19 protein-coding genes are annotated in these 19,166 nt (G+C 76.9%); 8 read left to right on the forward strand and 11 right to left on the reverse strand.

What is annotated here, in order from left to right; genetic code table 11:
- The first annotated feature begins 93 nt into the window (after positions 1–93).
- Positions 94–960: an anti-sigma factor domain-containing protein gene (locus KBZ10_RS21915; protein ID WP_210989430.1), complete on the forward strand. Its 867-nt coding sequence runs from the start codon at positions 94–96 to the stop codon at positions 958–960.
- A gap of 322 nt (positions 961–1,282) precedes the next feature.
- Here the strand turns inward: KBZ10_RS21915 and KBZ10_RS21920 are convergent, their stop codons facing one another.
- The gene (locus tag KBZ10_RS21920) at positions 1,283–1,588 is read right to left on the reverse strand and encodes a 4a-hydroxytetrahydrobiopterin dehydratase (protein WP_210989394.1); all 306 of its coding nucleotides are present in this window, start codon (positions 1,586–1,588) and stop codon (positions 1,283–1,285) included.
- Between the two features lie 112 nt (positions 1,589–1,700).
- Between KBZ10_RS21920 and KBZ10_RS21925 the strand changes: the two genes are divergently transcribed.
- Positions 1,701–2,597 carry a helix-turn-helix domain-containing protein gene (locus tag KBZ10_RS21925; protein WP_210989395.1) on the forward strand — a complete coding sequence of 299 codons (897 nt, stop codon included), beginning with the start codon at positions 1,701–1,703 and terminating at the stop codon, positions 2,595–2,597.
- A gap of 309 nt (positions 2,598–2,906) precedes the next feature.
- On the opposite strand, the gene KBZ10_RS21930 is transcribed toward KBZ10_RS21925, so the two are convergent.
- Both KBZ10_RS21930 and KBZ10_RS21935 read right to left on the reverse strand, forming a co-directional pair.
- A complete protein-coding gene (locus KBZ10_RS21930; protein ID WP_210989396.1) occupies positions 2,907–5,219 on the reverse strand; it encodes a phage holin family protein in 2,313 nt (770 codons plus the stop codon).
- A gap of 356 nt (positions 5,220–5,575) precedes the next feature.
- Positions 5,576–6,475 (reverse strand): 2-dehydropantoate 2-reductase, encoded by a 900-nt coding sequence (locus tag KBZ10_RS21935; protein WP_307847551.1) that lies wholly within the window; start codon positions 6,473–6,475, stop codon positions 5,576–5,578.
- A gap of 437 nt (positions 6,476–6,912) precedes the next feature.
- Between KBZ10_RS21935 and KBZ10_RS21940 the strand changes: the two genes are divergently transcribed.
- Together KBZ10_RS21940 and KBZ10_RS21945 are read left to right on the forward strand one after the other, a co-directional pair.
- Positions 6,913–7,692, forward strand: coding sequence for an MBL fold metallo-hydrolase (locus KBZ10_RS21940; protein ID WP_210989397.1), 780 nt, complete (start codon positions 6,913–6,915; stop codon positions 7,690–7,692).
- Between the two features lie 23 nt (positions 7,693–7,715).
- Positions 7,716–8,357, forward strand: coding sequence for a DedA family protein (locus tag KBZ10_RS21945; protein WP_374223399.1), 642 nt, complete (start codon positions 7,716–7,718; stop codon positions 8,355–8,357).
- Positions 8,358–8,422: 65 nt separating this feature from the next.
- Here KBZ10_RS21945 and KBZ10_RS21950 read toward each other — a convergent pair whose 3' ends face one another.
- From KBZ10_RS21950 to KBZ10_RS21960, 3 genes are all read right to left on the reverse strand, one after another.
- Complete coding sequence (locus KBZ10_RS21950; protein WP_247702763.1) at positions 8,423–9,571, reverse strand: MBL fold metallo-hydrolase; 1,149 nt, start codon at positions 9,569–9,571, stop codon at positions 8,423–8,425.
- Positions 9,572–9,751: 180 nt separating this feature from the next.
- Entirely contained in the window at positions 9,752–11,032 is a 1,281-nt protein-coding gene (locus KBZ10_RS21955) for an aminotransferase class I/II-fold pyridoxal phosphate-dependent enzyme (protein WP_210989398.1), read from the reverse strand.
- A 102-nt stretch (positions 11,033–11,134) separates the two neighbouring features.
- On the reverse strand, positions 11,135–11,956 hold the full coding sequence (locus KBZ10_RS21960) for an ANTAR domain-containing response regulator (RefSeq protein WP_247702764.1): 822 nt from the start codon (positions 11,954–11,956) through the stop codon (positions 11,135–11,137).
- Positions 11,957–12,195: 239 nt separating this feature from the next.
- Between KBZ10_RS21960 and KBZ10_RS21965 the strand changes: the two genes are divergently transcribed.
- Positions 12,196–13,539: a PAS domain-containing protein gene (locus KBZ10_RS21965; RefSeq protein ID WP_210989399.1), complete on the forward strand. Its 1,344-nt coding sequence runs from the start codon at positions 12,196–12,198 to the stop codon at positions 13,537–13,539.
- Positions 13,540–13,639: 100 nt separating this feature from the next.
- Here KBZ10_RS21965 and KBZ10_RS21970 read toward each other — a convergent pair whose 3' ends face one another.
- From KBZ10_RS21970 to KBZ10_RS21990, 5 genes are all read right to left on the reverse strand, one after another.
- Positions 13,640–14,455 carry a SigB/SigF/SigG family RNA polymerase sigma factor gene (locus tag KBZ10_RS21970; RefSeq protein ID WP_210989400.1) on the reverse strand — a complete coding sequence of 272 codons (816 nt, stop codon included), beginning with the start codon at positions 14,453–14,455 and terminating at the stop codon, positions 13,640–13,642.
- Between the two features lie 514 nt (positions 14,456–14,969).
- Entirely contained in the window at positions 14,970–15,233 is a 264-nt protein-coding gene (locus KBZ10_RS21975; RefSeq protein WP_307847552.1) for a DUF4235 domain-containing protein, read from the reverse strand.
- Positions 15,234–15,235: 2 nt separating this feature from the next.
- Positions 15,236–15,505, reverse strand: a complete 270-nt coding sequence (locus KBZ10_RS21980) for a DUF3618 domain-containing protein (RefSeq protein WP_210989401.1) — start codon at positions 15,503–15,505, stop codon at positions 15,236–15,238.
- Positions 15,502–15,927 carry a phage holin family protein gene (locus KBZ10_RS21985; RefSeq protein WP_210989402.1) on the reverse strand — a complete coding sequence of 142 codons (426 nt, stop codon included), beginning with the start codon at positions 15,925–15,927 and terminating at the stop codon, positions 15,502–15,504. Before KBZ10_RS21985 ends, KBZ10_RS21980 begins: the two co-directional genes overlap by 4 nt.
- 376 nt (positions 15,928–16,303) lie before the next feature.
- Complete coding sequence (locus KBZ10_RS21990) at positions 16,304–16,549, reverse strand: DUF6158 family protein (RefSeq protein WP_210989403.1); 246 nt, start codon at positions 16,547–16,549, stop codon at positions 16,304–16,306.
- Positions 16,550–16,771: 222 nt separating this feature from the next.
- Between KBZ10_RS21990 and KBZ10_RS21995 the strand changes: the two genes are divergently transcribed.
- The 3 genes from KBZ10_RS21995 (at position 16,772) to KBZ10_RS22005 (ending at position 19,149) form a co-directional block, all read left to right on the forward strand.
- Positions 16,772–17,938: a Vms1/Ankzf1 family peptidyl-tRNA hydrolase gene (locus KBZ10_RS21995; protein WP_210989404.1), complete on the forward strand. Its 1,167-nt coding sequence runs from the start codon at positions 16,772–16,774 to the stop codon at positions 17,936–17,938.
- Positions 17,935–18,444, forward strand: a complete 510-nt coding sequence (locus KBZ10_RS22000) for a DUF2795 domain-containing protein (RefSeq protein ID WP_307847553.1) — start codon at positions 17,935–17,937, stop codon at positions 18,442–18,444. The genes KBZ10_RS21995 and KBZ10_RS22000 overlap by 4 nt, the downstream gene beginning before the upstream one ends.
- Positions 18,445–18,657: 213 nt before the next feature.
- Positions 18,658–19,149: a CBS domain-containing protein gene (locus tag KBZ10_RS22005; RefSeq protein WP_210989405.1), complete on the forward strand. Its 492-nt coding sequence runs from the start codon at positions 18,658–18,660 to the stop codon at positions 19,147–19,149.
- Positions 19,150–19,166: the final 17 nt, after the last annotated feature.

Genomic DNA, 19,166 nt, shown 5'->3' on the forward strand with positions numbered 1-19,166 from the left:
GGCGGGTTCGGCGGGGGCGGCCGGTACGGCGGACCGGGCGGGTTCGGCGGGGCCGGTGAGGGCGAGGGCTCCGGGGCCGGGGACGGCTCCGATCTGCACACCCTCACCGGCGCCTACGCCCTGCACGCACTGCCGGAGGACGAACGGGCGCGGTTCGAGCGGCACTTGGCGGTCTGCCCGGCCTGCGAACAGGAGGTCCTGGAGCTGTCCGCGACCGCCGGACGGCTGGGGTCGGCCGTGTCGGTGGAGCCGCCCCCGGAGATGCGGGACCAGGTGCTGGCCCGGATCGCCTCCGTCCGTCAGGACCCGCCGGGTGTGCCCCGGCCGGCACGGCCGGAGGGCTCCCCGCCGCACGGTGCCCGGACGCACAGCGCCGGACCGCGCGGTGCCCGGCCGGACGGCGGAGGCGGAGAGGACGGCGGCGGACGCACCCGTGCGGCCGGCGGCGGACGGCGCGGCTCGCGCGGGACCTCGTACTTCGTCCTGGCGGCGTGCCTCGCCGTCCTGGCCGGCGGGCTCGGCGGAGTGGCCGTGTGGCAGCGGCAGGAGGCGCGCGACGCCCGGGCCGAGGCGCAGGCCGCGGAGCGGCGCTCGGAGCAGCTGGCCCGGGTCCTGACGGCGCCGGACGCCCGCACCGGTTCGGCGTCGCTCGGTGACGGCGCCGAGGGGACGGTCGTGGTGTCGCGCTCCGAGGACCGGGCGGCGTTCCTCGCCTCGGGGCTGCCGGCACTGCCGGGCGGCAAGGTGTACCAGCTGTGGTTCGACGACGGCGGGACGATGCGCTCCGCCGGCCTGCTCACGCTCGCGGCCGGGGAGGACACCGGCTCCGCGGCGGGGGCGGTACTGATGGAGGGCCGGGTCGGCGAGGCCGGCGGCGTGGGCATCACGGTGGAACCGGCGGGCGGTTCACCGCAGCCGACCACCGACCCCCTGGCGCTGATGGAACTCCCGGCGGTCTGATCCCCGGCCCCCGCCGGGACGGGCCGGACCGGGACGGAGCGGGACGGAGCGGGACGGGCCACAGGGGGGCCGGAGCGGAGCAGCCGGCCATCCCGCGATCCGGCGCCGGGCCCGGCCGGTTCGCGTCCGGCCCGGTGCCTTCTCGGGGGTGCCCGGCCGCGGCCACCGTCCGGCCCCGCGGCTGCCCGGTTCCGTCCAGGCGCCCGGCCGTCCGGGTGCTCCGCCCGTCCACGGCCCCGACGGGTCGCCGGGGGCGCCTGAGGCCGTCCGGGCGCGGCCGGGACGGCCGCGGCGGCGGTACGGCCCGGCCGGGCCCGGATCGTCAGGCCACCCGGTGTTCCACCGCGATCTGCTCGATGCGGTGGGCCAGTTCGGTGTCCAGTTCGGTCACCTTCCCGCCCGCGCTGTGGGTGTTCACCGACACCGTCAGCTTGTCGTAGCTGAGCGTCAGGTCGGCGTGGTGGTTCAGGCTCTCCTGGACCCGGGCGATCTCGGTGACGATCGCCGCCGCGGCCAGATGGCCCGCGAAGGTGTACGTGCGCTCCAGGCGGTCGCCGGTGGACGACCAGCCCGGCAGCTCGGTGAGAGCGTCCCGGATCTCCTGGGGCGAGAGCGGTTGGGGTGCCACGGGTCTTCCCTCCGTCGGATACCGTTCCTCGGCCTGCCACCGTGGCACGCCGCGTCCACCGCGCGCCACGGCCCCGGGGCGCTGTCACTCTCCTCGGCTACCGTCGGACGGCATGACGACGCATGCGGGGGACACCGGAACACCCACCCGGAACGACGCGGGGGCGCTGCTGCGGGGCTGGCGTGAGCTGCGCCGGATCAGCCAGCTGGAGCTGGCGCTGCGCGCGGACTCCTCGGCCCGGCACATCAGCTTCATCGAGACCGGCCGGTCCCGGCCGAGCCGGGAGCTGCTGCTGCGGCTGGCGGAGCGGCTCGACGTCCCCGTGCGGGAACGCAACGCCCTGCTGGTGGCTGCCGGTTACGCCCCGCGGTTCCCGGAGCGGCCGCTGGACGACCCGGCGCTGGAGCCGCTCCGCGCGGAGCTGGAGCGGCTGCTCGCGGGCTACGAGCCGTATCCGGCGTTCGTGGTCGACGGCCAGTACACGGTGGTCGCCGCCAACCGCGGGCTGGCCGCGCTGCTGGAGGGCGTCGCCGCCCCGCTGCTGCAGCCCCCGCTGAACGCCCTGCGCATCGCGCTCCACCCGGACGGCCTGGCCCCGCGCATCCGGAACTACGCCGAGTGGCGCGGCCATCTGCTGTCCCGGCTGGAGCGGCAGCTGCCGCTGGTCCGCTCCGCGCCGCTGCGCGCGCTGTACGAGGAGCTGCGCGGCTATCCGGCACCGCCCGCGCCCGGAGCGCCCGGCCCGGCGGCCGCGGCCGTCTCCGCCGCCTCTTCCCCGGCCGGATCCGCTGCCGCGGGTTCCGCCGCCCCCGGATCGGCCGCCGCCGGCGAGCGGGAACCGGTCGCGCTGCCGATGCGGCTGGAGCACGGCGGGCGGGTGCTCTCGTTCGTCTCGGCCATCGCGACCTTCAACACCCCCATGGACGTGACCGTTTCGGAGCTGGCCATCGAGACGCTGCTGCCGGCCGACGGTGAGACCGGAGCCTACCTGCGGTCGGCGGCGCCCTGAGGCCCGCGCCCCCGAGCCCGGTGTCTCCCCGCGCCTCGCGCTCCAGGGTGTCGCACCCCACGGGCCCCGCCCGCGCACCGGGCCGAGGGCCGGCGGGCGCCGGGAGCCCGGCACCGCGGGGGTGGCTCCCCCGGGCACGCTCCCCCCTCTCGTCACCGGGGAATCCGGCAGGGCCACCACCGGCCGGCTCGGCGCATCGCCACCCGCGCGCGTCGGCGGGCCGCTCGGGGCGGGCCGCCGCTCCCGTCGCCCGGACCGCGTGGCCGGCGGCTGCGGCAGCGGTGACGGCAGCGGTGGCCGGTGGCCGCGTCAGCCGACGCGTTCGCCCGGGCCGTCCGCCGGGGGCGGCAGCGGCGTCCCGGGGGCGCCGCGCCCCGGCGCGCCGGTGTCCCGGACTCCGGCCCCGGGCCCCGTCCCGGCCGCGTCCGTCCCGGAACCGGCCGCACGGACCCGGCTCGCACCGGCGCCGGATCCGGGCGCCCCCGTCCCTGCCGGAGGCGTCCCCGCCGCACCCGCCCCGGCCTCGCCGGTCTCGGCCAGCCAGCGGCGCAGTACCCGGTGCAGCGCCTCCGCGCCGGTGAGGATCTCGCCCTCCGGGACCGGCGGCGACAGCTCGGCGGGCCGGAGCAGGAAGGCGTGGCCCTGGGCTCCGCCGAGGCCGCCGTGCGAGCCGATCTGGGCCTCGAAGGCGTGCACCCGTCCGGTCGTCGGGTCGTAGGCGGAGTTGACCATGATGTCCGCGGCGTGCGGGAAGGCGTCGGTGCGCCGGACCGCGTCCTCGGCCTCCGGGCCGAAGGGCGCCAGCGGGTCCGGGCCGATGACGACGCGCTGGTCGAGCCGGTGCTCGCCGCCGTGCGGGCCCAGGACCACCGCCCCGTACTCCTCACTGCGCACCAGGACGAAGCCGATACCGGGGTGCTCGGCCAGCGTGCTCAGCAGCGCGGGGTGGCGGCGTTCGACCTCCTCCCGGCTGACCCTGCCGGGCAGTTCGGGGAAGCTGATCAGGCCCAGGTTGCCGGAGCCGAGCACGATCGGCCCCGTGCCGCGCCCGCGCCGGGTCTCCCGTTCCTCCTCGTCGGCGCGGTGCAGCGCGGCCCTGGCCACCGCCCGCGCCTCGGCGCCGGTCACCTCGCGGTCGGCGCGCCGCCCGGTCAGCGGCCGGGAGCCGGCCGGGCCGCCGCTCCGGCAGCCGATGCGGACCAGTTCCTCCAGGGTGATCCCGAAGGCGTCGGCGAAGGTCCGGCCGGGGCTCTGCCCGTGGTCGGAGAGCAGCACGATGCGGTAGGGGCGGGGCGCGTGGGCGGCGGCCTTGGCGATGAGCCGGACGCTGCGGTCGAGCCGGGCCAGCACCTGCTGGGCGTCCCGGCTGTGCGGGCCCGAGTGGTGGGCCACCTCGTCGTAGGCGACGAGGTCGGCGTAGACCACCGAGCGCCCGGCGAACAGGTCGCCGATGACGGCGGCGACGACCACGTCCCGGGACACGACGGTCGCGAAGGCGCGGATGAACGGGTAGAGCCCGCCCCGCTTGACGCGCGGCTCGTCCCCCCGCATCCGGGCCCGCACGGACTGCACGAGCTCGCGGAACACCTCGGCGGTGTAGGACAGGGCGGTGCGGGTGGCGTTGGCCGGGTCGGAGAAGTACGCGAAGTAGCCGGCCCGGGAGCGGGTGCCCCGGCCGCGCCGGGCGGCCACGGAGAGCACCAGGGCGAGCTGCTGCGCGCCGCCGCCGAAGAGGTTGCCGCGGCTGGCTCCGTCCTCGGCGAGCAGCCCCCGGTCGCCGGTGCGTTCGACGGCGCGGCGCTGGAGTTCGGCGACGCTGCGCGGCGAGGAGCACACCATGACGCGGCCGGTGTCCTTCTCGTACCAGCGGAAGGCGGGGACGTCGTGGTTGGTGCCGTGCAGGATGCCGAGCTGGCTGGCGCCGGTCTGGCTGGACCAGTCGGTGCGCCACAGCGACAGCACGTGGCTGCCGCCCTCGACCCAGGAGGCGACGGTCTCCATGACGGGCGGCAGCACCCGGCCGGTGCCGGGCAGGGTGCGGGGGCCGGCGGCCTCGCTGAGGACGTCGAAGCCCACCCCGTCGAGCTGGAGGAAGAGAGTGCCCGGCCGGCCGGGGGAGCCGCCCTCACCGCCGCGCCGGGGGCGGCCGGGCCGGTGCCGGTGGGCGAGCCGGCGGAGCCGCCGCCGGTAGGCGCCGTCGTCGCGGACCGCGAGGGCGGTGCTCGTGGCGGAGGCGACGGCGGACATGATGGCGGCCACCGCCACGGCCGTCTCCGGCCCGGCCTCGCTTCCGCCGTCGGGAACCAGCCGGAGGGCGAGCAGCAGCATCGAGCCGTTGAGGAAGAACACCAGGACGCCGAGGACGAGCGCCGGCACCAGCAGCAGCGCCCGCACCAGCAGCGGCCAGACCAGCGCGCTCAGCAGGCCGAAGGCGCCGGCGCCGATGGCGGCCGTGCGTGCGATGGTCGTCGGGCTGTCGCCGCCGGGCGACTGGATGCGGAAGTCCGGCAGGATGCCGGCGAGGATCAGCATGGTGAGCGTGCTGACCGCCCACACCGCGAGCACCCGGAACACCGCGCCGCCGACGGCCCGCCATCTGCCTCGTACCACGCACGTTCCCATCTCGCCGGTCCGCCTGCCCCTTCCGGGCGTGCCCGCACCCTGCGGCCGTGCGGGCGGGTCCCAGCCTGTCACAGCGCGGGGCCCGGTACGGGCGGGCTCGGGCGGGGTCGCGGAGCCGGGCCGCCCGGTTCGGCCGCCCGGCCGTCAGGGCGGGACGGCCGGGTCCGCGCGGCCGGCGGCGTGGAGGGCTGCGGGGAAGGAGGACGGCGCGCCCGGGCGGCGGCCGCGGACGGACCGGCCGCACCGGTCACCGCACCGCACCGCGCCGCACCGCGCCGCACCGCGCCGTCCGGCGTCCGGCGTCCGGCGGCGCCCGGCACGGCCGGGATCCGCCGGGCGCCGGACCGGGAGACCGCTCACCGCCCGGTGCGCTCCCGCAGCTCCGTGACGATCTCCGCGGTGAGCGGGGCCGGCAGGCCGAGGCGATCGGCGGCGCGGAGCACCGAGCCGCCGATCGCGTCGAGCTCCAGGGGCCGGCCCGCCTCGGCGTCGCGCTGCATCGAGGACTTCATGGAGCCGGGGGCGGCCTCCAGGAAGCCGAGGACCTCCGCCGGCTCCGCGGTGGCGCCCGCGGCGCGCGCGACGGCGCCGATCTCGTCGAGCAGGGCGAGCAGTTCGGTCCGCCGCTGCTCACGGACCGCGCCGACCGTGCTCGCGTAGCGGGTGGTGAGCAGCGCCATCGGGGCGAGGAAGACCAGCTTGTCCCAGAGCAGGGCGGTCTCGTCGTCCCGTACGGTCGCGCCGAGCCCGGCCTCGCGCAGGAGTGCGGCGGTGTGGTCGAGGCGGTCGCGGGGCACGGTGCGGCCGGCGAGTTCGACGGCGGCGAAGGGGCTGGTGTGCTCGATGCGGCCGGGGGCGACGCGGGTGGACTCGACGCGGATCGTCGCGGCGGCCACCTGCTCCGCCGGGTAGCGCTCGCGCAGCGGGCCGAGGTGGTCGGCCCCGTTGAGCAGCGGCAGCACCAGTCCGCCGCCGAGCGCCGCGGCCGGCACCCGCTCCAGGGCGCCGGCGAGTGCCGTCTCCTTGACGGTGACGAACAACAGGCCGACCGGCTCGCGCAGTTCGGTGTCCGCCTCGACGGGGACGCGGAACGCGCCGAAGCGGCCGCTGGTCACGTGCAGTCCGTCCGCGCGCAGTGCCCCGGCGGTCTCCGCTCCGGCGAGGCACACCACCCGGTGCCCCGCGCGGGCGAGCAGCGCGCCGACCAGTCCTCCGACGCCGCCCGGGCCCAGTACCGCCACTGTCGTTGGGGTCACGGTCACTCTCCTTGTCGCCGTTTCGCGTCGCCGCTGTGCCGCATGGCCGCCGTACCGTGCTCCGGCCGCTTCCCGCCGGTGCCCGCCCCGCGCGGGGCCCGCGGCCTCTCGCCGCCGTCCCGGTCGCGGACGCCGGCCCGGCCGCCGCCGCGGCCGTGGTCGCGGCCGTGGTCGCGGCCGCTGTCATCCGCGCGTCACGGCCGCGGCGTTCCGGCTGCTGGTCACCCGTCGCCCGGGCCGCCCCACCGTACCGACCGGAGGGTGCGAGGGCGGCCGCGGGGCGGGCGGTGCGGCAGCGGCACGGCCGTGCCGCTGCGATCCCGGGTGCGGTCCCGGGTGCGGTCCCGGCGGCCGCCGCACCCGGCGCCGTACCCGGCCGTGCGGCTACGCTCGGCAGGGAGACGCCGCCGCGGCGGCCGAGACCCGGGAGGTGGCAGGTGCCGGTCGAGATCACATGGTGGGGGCATGCCACCGCGACGGTGACGGATTCGGGGGTGCGGGTGCTGACCGACCCGCTGCTCGTGCAGCGGCTGGCGCATCTGCGCCGCCGCCGGGGCGCGGTGCCACCGCCCGAGGCCGCCGTCGCGGACGTCGTGCTCGTCTCCCATCTGCACGCCGACCACCTGCACCCGCGCTCGCTGGCCCGGCTGGAGCCGGGCACCCGGGTGCTCGTGCCGCGCGGGGCGCTCGCCGCGGTGCCCGCCCTGCGCCGGCTGGCGGCCGGGACGCTGCGCGTCACCGAGGTGGCGCCCGGTGACGAGACGAGGATCGGCGATCTCGCGGTACGGGCCGTGCCCGCCGCGCACGACGGGCGCCGGCTGCCGTACGGGCCCAGCCGCTCCCCCGCGCTCGGCTATGTGCTGCGGGGCGAGTCGACCACCTACTTCGCGGGGGACACGGGCCTGTTCGACGAGATGGCGGATGTGGTGGGGCCCTGCGATGTGGCGCTGCTGCCGGTCGGCGGCTGGGGCCCGTATCTGGGCAGCGGCCATCTGGACGCCTCCCGCGCGGCCCGGGCGGTGGCCCGGCTCGCGCCGCGCTCCGCGGTGCCGGTGCACTACGGCACGTTCTGGCCGATCGGCCTGGACGCCGTACGGCCGCACGAATTCCACTCCCCCGGCGACGAGTTCGCCCGGCACGCGACGGCGCTCGCCCCGGAGGTGGCCGTGCACCGGCTGGACCACGGGCAGAGCGTGCGGCCGGAGGTCGCGCGGTGACCGACGGGACCGTGCACCGGGCGCTGCCCGGCGCGGTGGGAGACCTGCTCGGCTGGGTGCCGGCGACGTCGCCGCAGAGCTTCGTGGGCTACCCCTCGCTGTTCCTGCTGGTGGCGCTCGGGTCGCTGGTGCCGGTCGTGCCGACGGGCGCGCTGGTGAGTTCTGCGGCGGCCGTGGCCCTCCACCACCGGCTGCCCGGACTCACCCTGCCGCTGGTCTTCGCCGTGGCGGCGCTGGCGGCCTTCGCCGGTGACACCCTCCTCTACTGGCTCGGGCTGCGCGGCGTGCGTTCGGACAGCGGCTCCCGCTGGCTGGAGCGGCTGCGGGAGCGGGCGGCGCCCGACCGGCTGGAGGCGGCACGGCGGAAGCTGGACGAGCACGGGGTGACGGTGCTCGTGGTGTCCCGGCTGGTGCCGGCCGGGCGGATTCCCGTGATGCTCGCGTGCCTGCTGGCGAAGGTCCCGCTGCGGGACTTCCTGCGGGGTGACGGCCCGGCGAGCCTGGCCTGGGCGGCGGCCTACCTCCTGATCGGGATCACCGGCGGAGCGCTTTTCCCCGAGCCCTGGCAGGGGGCGCTGGCGGCGGTGGCCCTGGCCCTGGCGACCAGCGCGGCCCCGGCCGGCTGGCGCCGCGTCCGGGAGGCCGGCCGGCGCCTGGTGAGCTGACCGGCGCCTGGTGAGCCGGCCGGCGTTCCCCCCGCCGGGCCGGGCGGCGCCCGCGGCGTCTCCCGTCAGTCCTCGGGGAGGAGGCGGGATCCGCCGACCGGCAGGTCCCAGAGCTGTTCGCGGGGCCGGCCGGTGCGCCGCCACGCGGCGCGGACCCGGGTGAGCGGCTCCAGCGGGGGCTCGGCGGAGAGCAGGAACGTCGCCCAGTGCATCGGTGCCATGCGCCGCGCACCCGCGTCGAGGCAGGCCTGCACGGCCTCCTCCGGGTCGGTGTGGACGTCGCGGAGCATGTCCGAGGGGTCGTAGGCGCCGATCGGCAGCAGGGCGAGGTCGATCCCGGGCAGCCGGGCGCCGATCTCCGCGAACCAGTGGCCGTACCCGGTGTCGCCCGCGAAGTACACGCGCCGGCCCGCCGGGTCGGTCAGGACCCAGCCGCCCCACAGCGAGCGGCAGGTGTCGGTGAGGGTGCGCTTGCTCCAGTGGTGCGCGGGGACGAAGTCGAAGCGGACGGTGCCGCCGTCCCCGGCGGGCAGCTCCACGGCCTCCCACCAGTCGAGTTCGGTGACGCGGGTGAAGCGGCGGCGCCGGCACCAGGCGCCGAGCCCGGCCGGCACGAACAGGTGGGTGTCGCGCGGGAGCCTGCGCAGGGTGGGCCCGTCGAGGTGGTCGTAGTGGTTGTGGCTGATGACGACGGCGTCCACCGGGGGCAGGTCCGCCCAGGGGACGCCGACGGGGGTGATCCGGGACGGGGTGCCGAGGATGCGGCGGGACCACACGGGGTCGGTGAGCACGGTGAGCCCGCCTATCCGCACCACCCAGCTGGCGTGGCCCGCCCAGGTCACGGCGACCGTGCCGGGACCGGCGTCCGGCAGCGGGCCCTGCGCCACGGGGAGCTCGGAGATCTCCGTCAGGGCCCCGGCGGGAGGCCGCGACACCCCTTCGCGGGCCAGCCGCGCGAGTCCGGCGACCCCGGCGGGCAGCGGTGCGGTCAGCCGGTCGGCGAAGGACCGGGGCCAGCTGCGGACCTCGCCCAGGGGCCGCGGCTCGGGCAGCGGCCCGGTACGGGGGCGGGGCGCCGGGCCGGGCGCGGGAGCCGTGGCTGTGGCGGGACCGGTCCCGCTCCCCGGGTCCGCACCGAGGGCGGCTCCGGCGCCGATTCCGGTGCGGAAGCGCCCCTGCCGCTGCCGTTCCCGTTCCGTCATCGCTGCTCCCATGGCTCTCCGCGGTGCCCTGCGGCCCGCTCCCTACCAGGCGTCACACCTCTGCCGTATGCCCCATTCCCTTGACAACGTTCCTTCTTCTGTCCGCTCGTTCGGGCGGGACGGCGGACGGGGCCGTGCCCGGACGGCGACGACCGGTGCCACGGCCGGTGCCGGCCGCGGGTCCCGGTGCCGTCATCGGCCGCTCCACTCGTCGAGGACCCTCGTCACCAGGGTCAGCGACCGGGCCGCGTGCGGCGAGTCCAGCGGGTCCGCGGCGGTGAGTGCCCGCAGGCGGCCGGCCTCGTCCGGAGGGAGCAGCGGGCCGGTGGTGAGCCGGACGCGGAGCGCGTCCGGGGGGTCCCCGAACCGGTGCCCGCCCGCCACGGGGAAGCCGAGCCGCCGCGTCAGGTGGTCCTCCAGTTCCACGGAGTCGCCGATCCCGCGGGCGGCGAGCGCGTCACCGAGGGGGCCGAGGTCGGCGTAGATCCGGTCGCCGGCGCGCGGCGGGCGGCACAGCGCCCCGTGGCGGACGACCGTGCGGTACAGGGCGGCGGCGAGGATGCCGTGCAGCCGGGCGGCGGCCCGGAGCCGGGCGGTGACGGCGGGCGGTTCGGTGAGGGCGTGGGCGACGGCGGCGGCCAGCGGTGCCCCCGGCTCGGCCCGCATCCCGGAGAGCACCCCGAGGGTGGCGGCGCGCAGCTCCGCCCCGTCCGGGCCCGCCGGGAAGCGGGCTGTCGCGGCCGGCCAGCCCGGGGGCAGCAGCGTGGTCCCGAGCCCCGTGAGGACGACGACCTGCCCGGGCAGCATCTCGGCCGGACTGACGTACACGGGCCGGCCGCGCCCGGCGTGTGTTCCTTCCGGTGCGGCCGCGGTGTCCGGGGCGGGAGGGACGGGAGACGGATGAAGCGCGTCGCGGTCCGTTTCGTCGCTGACGATCAGCAGCCCCGCGCCGGCCGCCGCTTCGCACACCTCGTGCAGCAGTTCGGGAGGCGCGGCGGTGCCCGTCGGGTCGTCGGCCGGGGACAGCACGAGCACGCGCGGCTCCCCGCCCTCCCCGCGCACCCGGCGCACCGTCTCCAGCAGGGCGAACGGGTCGGGCACACCCCCGCACTCGGCGGGGACGGGCACCGGGTAGGCGGGACGGCCGAGCAGCAGGGGCTGCGCGGAGTGCCACGGGGCGCACGGGCGGGCCGTGAAGACGTCGCCGCCGGCCGCCGCGAGCAGTGCGAGCAGCAGGGGCTGCGGGCCGGCGGCGGCCAGCAGCCGCTCCGGGCCGGCGGCGAGGCCGCGCCGGAACCAGTAGCCGGCGGCGGCGTCGAGCAGGGCCGGTCCGCCGCCCGGGGGTTCCGGTGCGCCGCGGCCCGCCGCTGCCGCCAGCCGTTCGGCGAGTCCGGGCAGGACGGGCAGCCCCGGGGGCTCGGCCGGTGGCCCGAAGGCGGCCGGGCCACGCGGGTCCGGTGGCATCGGCTCCATCGGGTACCTCCGTCGGGCCCGGTCGGTGTGACGACCCTCTTCATCCACCTTCGCAGATCCCCACCGGTCGGCAACGGGGCCCGGCACGCCGGGGGCGGGGGGCTACGGGCGCGGCCGGGACGGGGACCGTTCGCGCCGCCCTCCGGGCGGCCGGCCCTCCGCCAGCCGTACGATCTCCGCTTCCGCGCCGCGGCCCCGGCTGCCGACCAGGGCCGCGGCCAGTTCGGAGAGCTTCCGGTTGGTGCGCTGGGACATGGTCCGGAGCAGGCCGAAGGCCGTGTCGGCGTCGCAGCCCAGGACGTGCATGATGATTCCGCAGGCCTGGTCGACCACGGGGCGGGCCCGCAGCGCGGTGCCGAGCTGGTCGATTTCGGCGTACAGCCGACGCTGCTCGATGCCGCGGACGAGCTCGCTGGTGGCCAGGTCCCCGAGGAGCGCGGTCACCCCGTTCGCGGGGTCCACGAGCCGGCCGGGGCGGAAGCCGTGGACGGTCAGGACGACCAGCAGGCTCTCCCGGCGGAACGGCATCGCGGTGCTGGAGCGGACCCCCGCTTCCAGGGCCCTCGCCCGGTAGCGGGGCCACCGGTCGTCGTGCAGCAGATCCTCCGACGCGGCCGGCCGGCCGGTCTCCAGAACAGCGGGCACGGGGCCCTTGCCGGTCTCCCACTGCACGGTCACCAGGGGGGTGAGGTCGGGGTGCGTCACGGCCGTCCGGAGCGGGGCGGCCGAGAACGCCGCGACGGGGTCCCGCGCCCCGGAGAGCGCGGTGACGGGGATGGCCGTCACCGCGGCACCGCAGCACCAGGGGTTGCACGCGGCCGCCTGCTCGGCGAGCCGGGCCAGGCCCGGCTCGGAGGCGTCGGTCATCACGTCGGTCATCGCGTCCGGCGCCGGATGCGGCGTGCGTTCCTTGTTCTCGGGCATACCGGCGGACAGCCCTCCTCGAACTCCGTGGTCACCGGGGCCGGCCGGCGATCCCGGCCGCCGCCGGCCATGATGACGATGGCCCCCGTCGTCGTCTCCCCGGGAACGCCTGCCCGGGCCCGGGTCCGCAAAACGGGGCCGGCGGCCGGCCCGGTCCCGCGCCCGCCCCGGTCCCGCGGTGCGCGCCGCTCTCCGGTGGCGCGGACCCCCGTCGGGCGGATGCGGTTACGGTGGGCTGCATGGGCGAGTCGATCGGTTTCGGTGCCGAGTTGGCCGATTTCCGCAGCCGGATCGCGGAGTTGCAGTCCGCGCGGTCGCTACCCCCCGAACAGCGGGGACCGGCCCTGGACACCGCTTTGTTCGAACTCCAGCATGTGGTGGACGTCCTGTGGCCGCGCTTCGAGAGACTCTCGGCGGCGCCGGGGCACAACGGCACCGTCCGGGAGGATCCGGAGCTGCGGCTGCTGCGCGGTCTCTTCCAGCGCCTGCCGCTGCCGGTGGTGCTCATGGACCGCGCCACCGTCGTCCGGCGGCTCAACCCCGCCGCCTGCGAACTGTTCTCCCTGCGCGCCGGGTACGCCACCGGCCGTGCGCTGACCGGCGCCCTGGCGCACGACACACGGGCGGCGTTCCGCTCCCAGGCGGCCGCCGTGGCGCGCGGCGAGGGCAGCCGCAGCCTGCTGGTCCGGCGGCTGCCGGGGCCCGGCCCGGCCGGCGGCGGACGGACCGCCCTGCGCGCCACCCTCACCGCCCTGCGGCCGCCGGAGGAGCGGCAGCCGGCCGTGCTGGCCGTCTTCCAGCCCGTGACCGCCGGAGAGACGGAGCGGGAGCCGTGGCCGGCCCCCCGGCGCGCGGCGGGGCGGGCCGGTCCCGCTCCGTTCCCCGCGTCGCGGCGGCTTCCCCGCCCCGACCTCGCCGAGGTGTCCCAGCAGGCGGAACTGCTGGACCTGGTCGACGACATGGCCGCCGAGCTGCTCACCACGCCCCCGGGCTCACCGGAGGAGCTGCTGAGCCGGGCGGCCCGGCTGCTGCACGGACGGTTCGCGGACTGGGTGATCGCCGACCTCGCCCCGCCCCCGGACGCCGGCGGCGGTTCCGGCCCGCTGCGCCGGATGGTGGTGCTGGGCCCGGAGCCGCGGCCGGAGCCCGGCGCGGGGCCGGCCGGGCAGGACCCGGCGGACTGCCCGCTGGTGATGGACGCCGTGCGCGACCGGGTGCCGGCGCTGCGGGTGCGCCCGGAGGACCAGGAGGCCTTCGGGCGGGACGCGTCGGGCGCCGCGGTACTGGTGTCGGCGCGGGTCACCTCGCTCCTCTGCGTACCGCTGTGCCCGCCGCCCTGCGAGGAGCCGGCGCGGCCGCACCGGGGTGACACCGGTGCCCCCGCGTCCGGCGCCCTGACGCTTTTCCGCACGGGCGGGAGGCGCGCCTTCGGGATGGCCGAGGCGGGGGCGGTGCACCGGATGGCCCGGCATCTGTCCCTGGCCCTGGGCCGCACGCCCGCGCGGGGCGGCACCTGCGCCGGTCGGGCGGCCTCCGCACCGCCGGGGCCGCCCGCCCCCACGGCTCCGGCCGCCCCGGCATGACGCCGGGTCCGGCAGCGGGCCCGCGAGGCCTCCCGCCGCCCCGCTGGTTCCGGGAGCACCGGAGGCGGGGCGGCCGCGCGGGACGGAACCGCCGGGCGGCTCAGTTCGCGTCGGCCATCACCTGGTCGCAGAGCGTGGCGCAGGTCCGGCTGATCAGCCGGGAGACGTGCATCTGGGAGATGCCGAGCTGCTCCGCGATCCGGCTCTGGGTCATGTCGCAGAAGAACCGCATGTAGAGGATCTGCCGCTCGCGTTCGGGAAGCCGGCTGAGCTTGGGCTTGATCGCCTCCCGGTCCACGATGCGGTCGAAGCCCGGTTCCGGCTTGCCCAGGGTGTCGACGAGCGCGTAGCCGTCCTCGGAGCCGGGGAGTTCCGCGTCCAGCGACAGCGGGGTGAAGCTGTCGAGCGCCTCCATGCCGAGCAGCACGTCCTCCTCGGACATCCCGGTGTGCTCGGCGACCTCGCGGATGCTGGGGCCGCGTCCGTCGAGGGTCGTGGACAGTTCGCGGTAGGCGACGCGGACCCGGTTGCGGAGTTCCTGCACCCGGCGGGGTACGTGCAGGCCCCACATGTGGTCGCGGAAGTGCCGCTTGACCTCGCCCACCACCGTGGGCACGGCGAAGCTCTCGAAGGCGGTCCCGCGGTCGGGGTCGTACCGCATCACGGCTTTGACGAGGCCGAGCGCGGCGACCTGCTGCAGGTCCTCGATGGACTCGCCCCGGTTGCGGAACTGCCGGGCGAGGCGTTCGGCCATGGGTATCCAGGCGCTGACCACCCGCTGGCGCAGGGCCTCCTTCTCCGGGCCGTCCGGCATGCGGGACAGTTTGCGGAAGTCTTCGGTGGTGTCGGGTGCGTCGTCGTGCGGGTGCCTCGAGCGAGGCCGCTTGGTATGAGCGTGAGCGCGTACGGTCGTCATGAGGAAATCGCTCCCAGGACGGTCGGACTTGGTTCACCGCGGGAGCAGGCACGACATACGGGGCCGAGGCGCGCTCGGGGCCGCAGACAGAGCTGGTCCCACGGGCGTGCCTACGGTCCGAAGCACGGTTGTCGCTTGCCCCCGGGCCCGGGCCGCAAACACATGGCCTTCGAGCCCTTCCGGCAGCGGCGGGAGCCCGCTGGAACAGGTTCACTTCCATGCTCCACCAGGTCCGCCGGGTCCGCGACCGGAGGCGGCGGCGGCCGCCTCACGGGGCCGTTCGCACTCGGCCCGTCTGCGACGAAACCGCTGGTGAGAGGGGTGGTGACCGCGTCGGGCGCCCATGCGTCCGCGACGGCTCGGGGCGGTTCCGGGACGGCCGGGCGTCCGGGACCCCGGGGGACGGGAACGCCCCGGCCGGGAGGGCCGGGGCGGCTGCGGGTGCCCGGGGGAGCGACGGGCCGGAAGGCCGCGGCACCGCCGCCGCGCGCCCGCCGTCCCGGTACCGCCGGTGTCAGTCGTCCGTCGGCCAGCTCCCCGTCACCCGGCGGACGCCGTTGGCGCCGCTCCGCTCCACCACGGCGCGGACACCGCCCACGATGGCGCCCTTGACGATGGCGGGCGGCAGGATCTGCCCCCAGGTGTAGTCGGGATCGGTGGGCTCGGGGGCCTCGTCCTTGTCGGAGACCCGCTTCCAGAGCTGCTTGAAGAGGGCACCGGCGATGACGCCGCCGAGGATGCCGAAGAGCGCGCTCAGAATCTTGTACACCGTGCTCACGTTCAGCCCTTGCCCTTCTCCGCGCGCCTGCCGCGTATCGCCATCAGGACGAGGAGCAGCGCGACGCCGCCCGCGACGGCGGCGAGCGGCGGACCGCCCAGCCGTTCCGCCGCCTGTCCGGCCTGTTGGCGCATGTCCTCCTGAATCCCGGCGGCCCGGGCCCGGGCGCGGGATTTCACGTCCGCGCGGGCCGCGAGCTGCTCCACCGTGTCGCCGAGCCGCTCCCGCGCCTGGATCACCTCGTGTCGCAGTTCCTCGGGAGTGCTCGTCATCGGTGCGCCCTCTCCTTGATCCGTTCGGCGTCGGTCCGCATCCCGCGGATCGCCTCCTCGGGCACAAGGGGCGCCGCTTCCCGGGTCTGCTTGCGGCCGAGCGCCGCCAGCACCCCGGCGACGGCGAGGAGCGCCGCCGCCCCGATCAGGGCGGCGGCCCACAGGGGCAGGACCAGGGCGAGCGCGGCGATCCCCGCCACCACCAGCGCCTGGAACGCCACGAAGGCCACGATGCCCGCCCCGCCGAACAGCCCGCCCCCGAGGCCGGCCCGCCGGCCCTTGCGGGCCAGCTCCGCCTGGGCGAGCCGCATCTCACCGCGTACCAGGTCGGACAGTTGCTCGGCGGCCTGCTTGACGAGGTCGCCGGCCGACGGTTCGCCGGTGTCGCGCCCGGCCGGCCGTCGGTTCACGGTCGTGGTCACTGGTGTCTTCCTCCCTCACGAACATGAGTTCCTCGTAGCGGCCCAGTGCCAGAACGAGGCCGAGCATGGCCATCGGTATGAGTACGGCGAATACCGCCATGGCCCTGGTCCTTCCCTGGGGAACTGTCACGCTCTGTGACGAACGTCACGGGCCTTGGAGGCGAGTGACCATTCCCAATCAGGCCAAACCGGACTTTATGCTGGTCGGCCCCGGAACCGGCTCGTTCCGGGGCGGGGCGGGGCTCGGACCCGGGATCCCTGAAGTCCCGGGTCCGAGCCCTTCCGCTCCCCACTCACGGCCACTCCGGCCGTGGACCGGGTCCCCCGGCCCGCACCCGCCAAACACCGCGGCGGACGGGCGGATCCGGGGGACGGCTCAGCGCTCGCGGGCCCGCGCCCCCTCCCGGGTGCGGGACGGCGACACCTGCCGGCGCGGATGGCGCCGCAGGTACTCGCCCTCGAGTTCGGCCATCCGCGCGTTGTGTGCGTCCAGCGCGTCCGGTGCGCCGTGCAGCAGCGTCTCGTGCCGGGTCCGGTGGACCGACTCCAGTTCCTTCAGCAGCTGCCGCTCGTCCAGGTCACCGGGGTCGACCCCGGCTCTCCGCCGCTCCGCGTCCGCCATGGCTCCACCTCTCTCCCTCTCTCGCGCCGCGTGGCCGTACCGCGGCTTCTCCCCCCGTCTTCTCCGTCACCGGCCGCCCAACCGTCCCGCCACCGGTGACACCACGGTCCCCGTGCCCTGCCGGGGGCGATGGGGTTCCCCGGAGAACGGTGCCGGTCGTGTTGCCGTGGATCCATCGGGTACCCGGTTCGCACCACCGATACAGACAGTTCGGAGGAAGCAATGGAACTCGCATTCCTCAACCCGGTCGTGGAGCGGCCCGGCCCCTGGGCGTCGGTCTACTTCGACACCTCCCGCGCGTCCCAGTACGCCTTCAAGGAGCAGGAGCTGGCGGCCCGCGAAGCCTGTGACGAACTGGCCGCGCAGGGCGCCGACGAGCGCACCTGCCGCACGCTGCGGGAGGTGCTGAGCGAGCTGCCCCGCACGGGCGCTCCCGGACGGGCCCTGTTCGCCACCGGTGGGGAAGTCGTGCTGGACGTGCCGCTCGGCGAGGCCCCGCAAGGCCGGTCGGAGGTCAGCTGGTCGCCGGTGCCGCATCTCGGGCCGCTGCTGGAGCACCGCAGCGAGAACCCGCGGTGCCTGATCGCGTACATCGACCGCAGGGGCGCGGACTTCCAGATCCGCGACGACTACGGACGCGAGAACGCCGGGCACCACGAGGGCCGGCAGTGGCCGATCCACCGCACCAAGTCCGGTGCCGACTGGTCCGTCCGGCACTGGGAGTTCTCCGTGGAGGACACCTGGGAGCACAACGCCGGGGAGATCGCCCGGGCCCTCGCCGAGACGTGGGAGGAGACCGGCGCCCGGATGCTGGTCCTCGCCGGGGACGTGCGCGAGCGCCGTGCCGTGTACGACCGGCTCCCCGAGCCGCTGAAGTCCGCCTGCACCGAGACCGAGTACGGCGGCCGCGCCGCCGGCGCCCGGCGGGAGCGGCTGGAGGAGGCCGTGGACGAGGCCCGCGAGGCCTACGTCCGGCGGCACACGGCGGAGCTTCTGGACCGGTTCCGCTCCCGCCGCGCCCAGGTCCCCGGCGATGTACCGCACGACGCGGCGGAGGGCGTGCCCGCCCTCGTCGAGGCGGCCCGCGAGCACCGCATCGGCTCGCTCGTCATCCGCCCCGACGGGCCCGACGTCCACCGCGAGGTGTGGGTGGGCCGGGAACCGGACCAGATCGCCGTGCGGCACACCGACATCCCGTATCTCGGCGACACCGAGCCGGTGGCCGTCCGGGCCGACGACGCGCTGCTGCGCGCCGCGGCCGCGAGCGGCGCCGAGGCACTGATCGTGCACCGCCCGGAGGACGTCGACGGCGATCTGCCGTCCGGCGGGCTGGGCGCCCTGCTCCGCTGGCCGAGTGCCCGCGGCGAACGTCTGGAGGAATCGCTGTGACCCTCAGGAACCCCCTCCTCCGCAATCCCTTCCGCCGGAACCACCGCGCGGGCCGCCCGCCCGACCCGGCGGCCGGCGATCAGCAGCGCGGAACGAAGCAGCAGCGGGAGGACGACATGCAGCGAGGCAGCGACCGGCTCAACGTGCACCACGACGACGAGATGAAGCACCAGCTTCAGGGCATGCTCCGCTCCGGCCACTCCACCCGGGCGGAGGAGTGGCACGACCCGGAGCCCGGCGCCGAGGACGATCCCGCGACCGCCCTGCGTCCCGCCCCGTCCGCCGACGCCGGCGACGAGGCCGAGGCGGAGGCCCTCCGTTCCGAACTGGCGCGCTACCTCGGGCGCACCCCGTTCCCCGGCCGGCGCGACCGGCTGCTGACCACGCTGCGCGAACGCAACGCCCCCGACCGCCTGGTGGGCCTGGTCGGCGATCTCCCCGGCGACCAGGACTATCGCAATGTGCAGGACGTGATGGTGGCCATCGGCCGCAAGCCCCGGTCCTGACCCCGGGGCGGAACGGGCGACCCGCGGCCCCGCACACCGCCGCGCCGCCGCACACCGCCGGGGCAGCGCCCACCGCCAAGCCCTCGCATACGCCGCGTCCCCGCGGGTACTCCGGGCCGGACGACGAACACGCTCCCGCACCGGAGCCCGCGGGGACGGCGTGAGGCCGGAACAGCGCCCCACGGGCCCCGCGCCCCGAGGAGGCGACAAGCCATGGCACACCGACACGCACACGGAGACGGACACGGAGACGGACACGAACCCGGGCAGGCGGAACGCGTACGGGATGTCATGACCCCCGCGGTGACCGCGGTGCGCCCCGACGCGTCCCTGGTCGAGGCCGCGGAGCTGATGCGCACCCACGACATCGGCGATGTCGCGGTCGTGGAGGACAGCCGGCTCCTCGGCATCCTCACCGACCGGGACATCGCCCTCCGCGCGGTGGCCGAGGGCGTCGACCCGCTCACGGTCAGCGCGCTGTCCGTCTGCACCCCGCACCCCGTCACGGTCGGGCCGGACGAATCGGTCGACGCCGCCGTGACGCTGATGCGGGCCAACGCGGTCCGCCGGCTGCCCGTCGTCGACGACGGCAGGCCGCTCGGCATGGTGAGCATCGGCGATCTGGCCCTGGCCCGGGATCCGGGTTCGGCCCTCGCCGACATCAGCCGCGCCACCCCGGACACCTGGCCGGTCCAGGCGGTCTGAACCACGGGGGTGCCCGG

This window comes from Streptomyces sp. F63, assembly GCF_018070345.1.
In the GTDB taxonomy this organism is placed as follows: domain Bacteria; phylum Actinomycetota; class Actinomycetes; order Streptomycetales; family Streptomycetaceae; genus Streptomyces.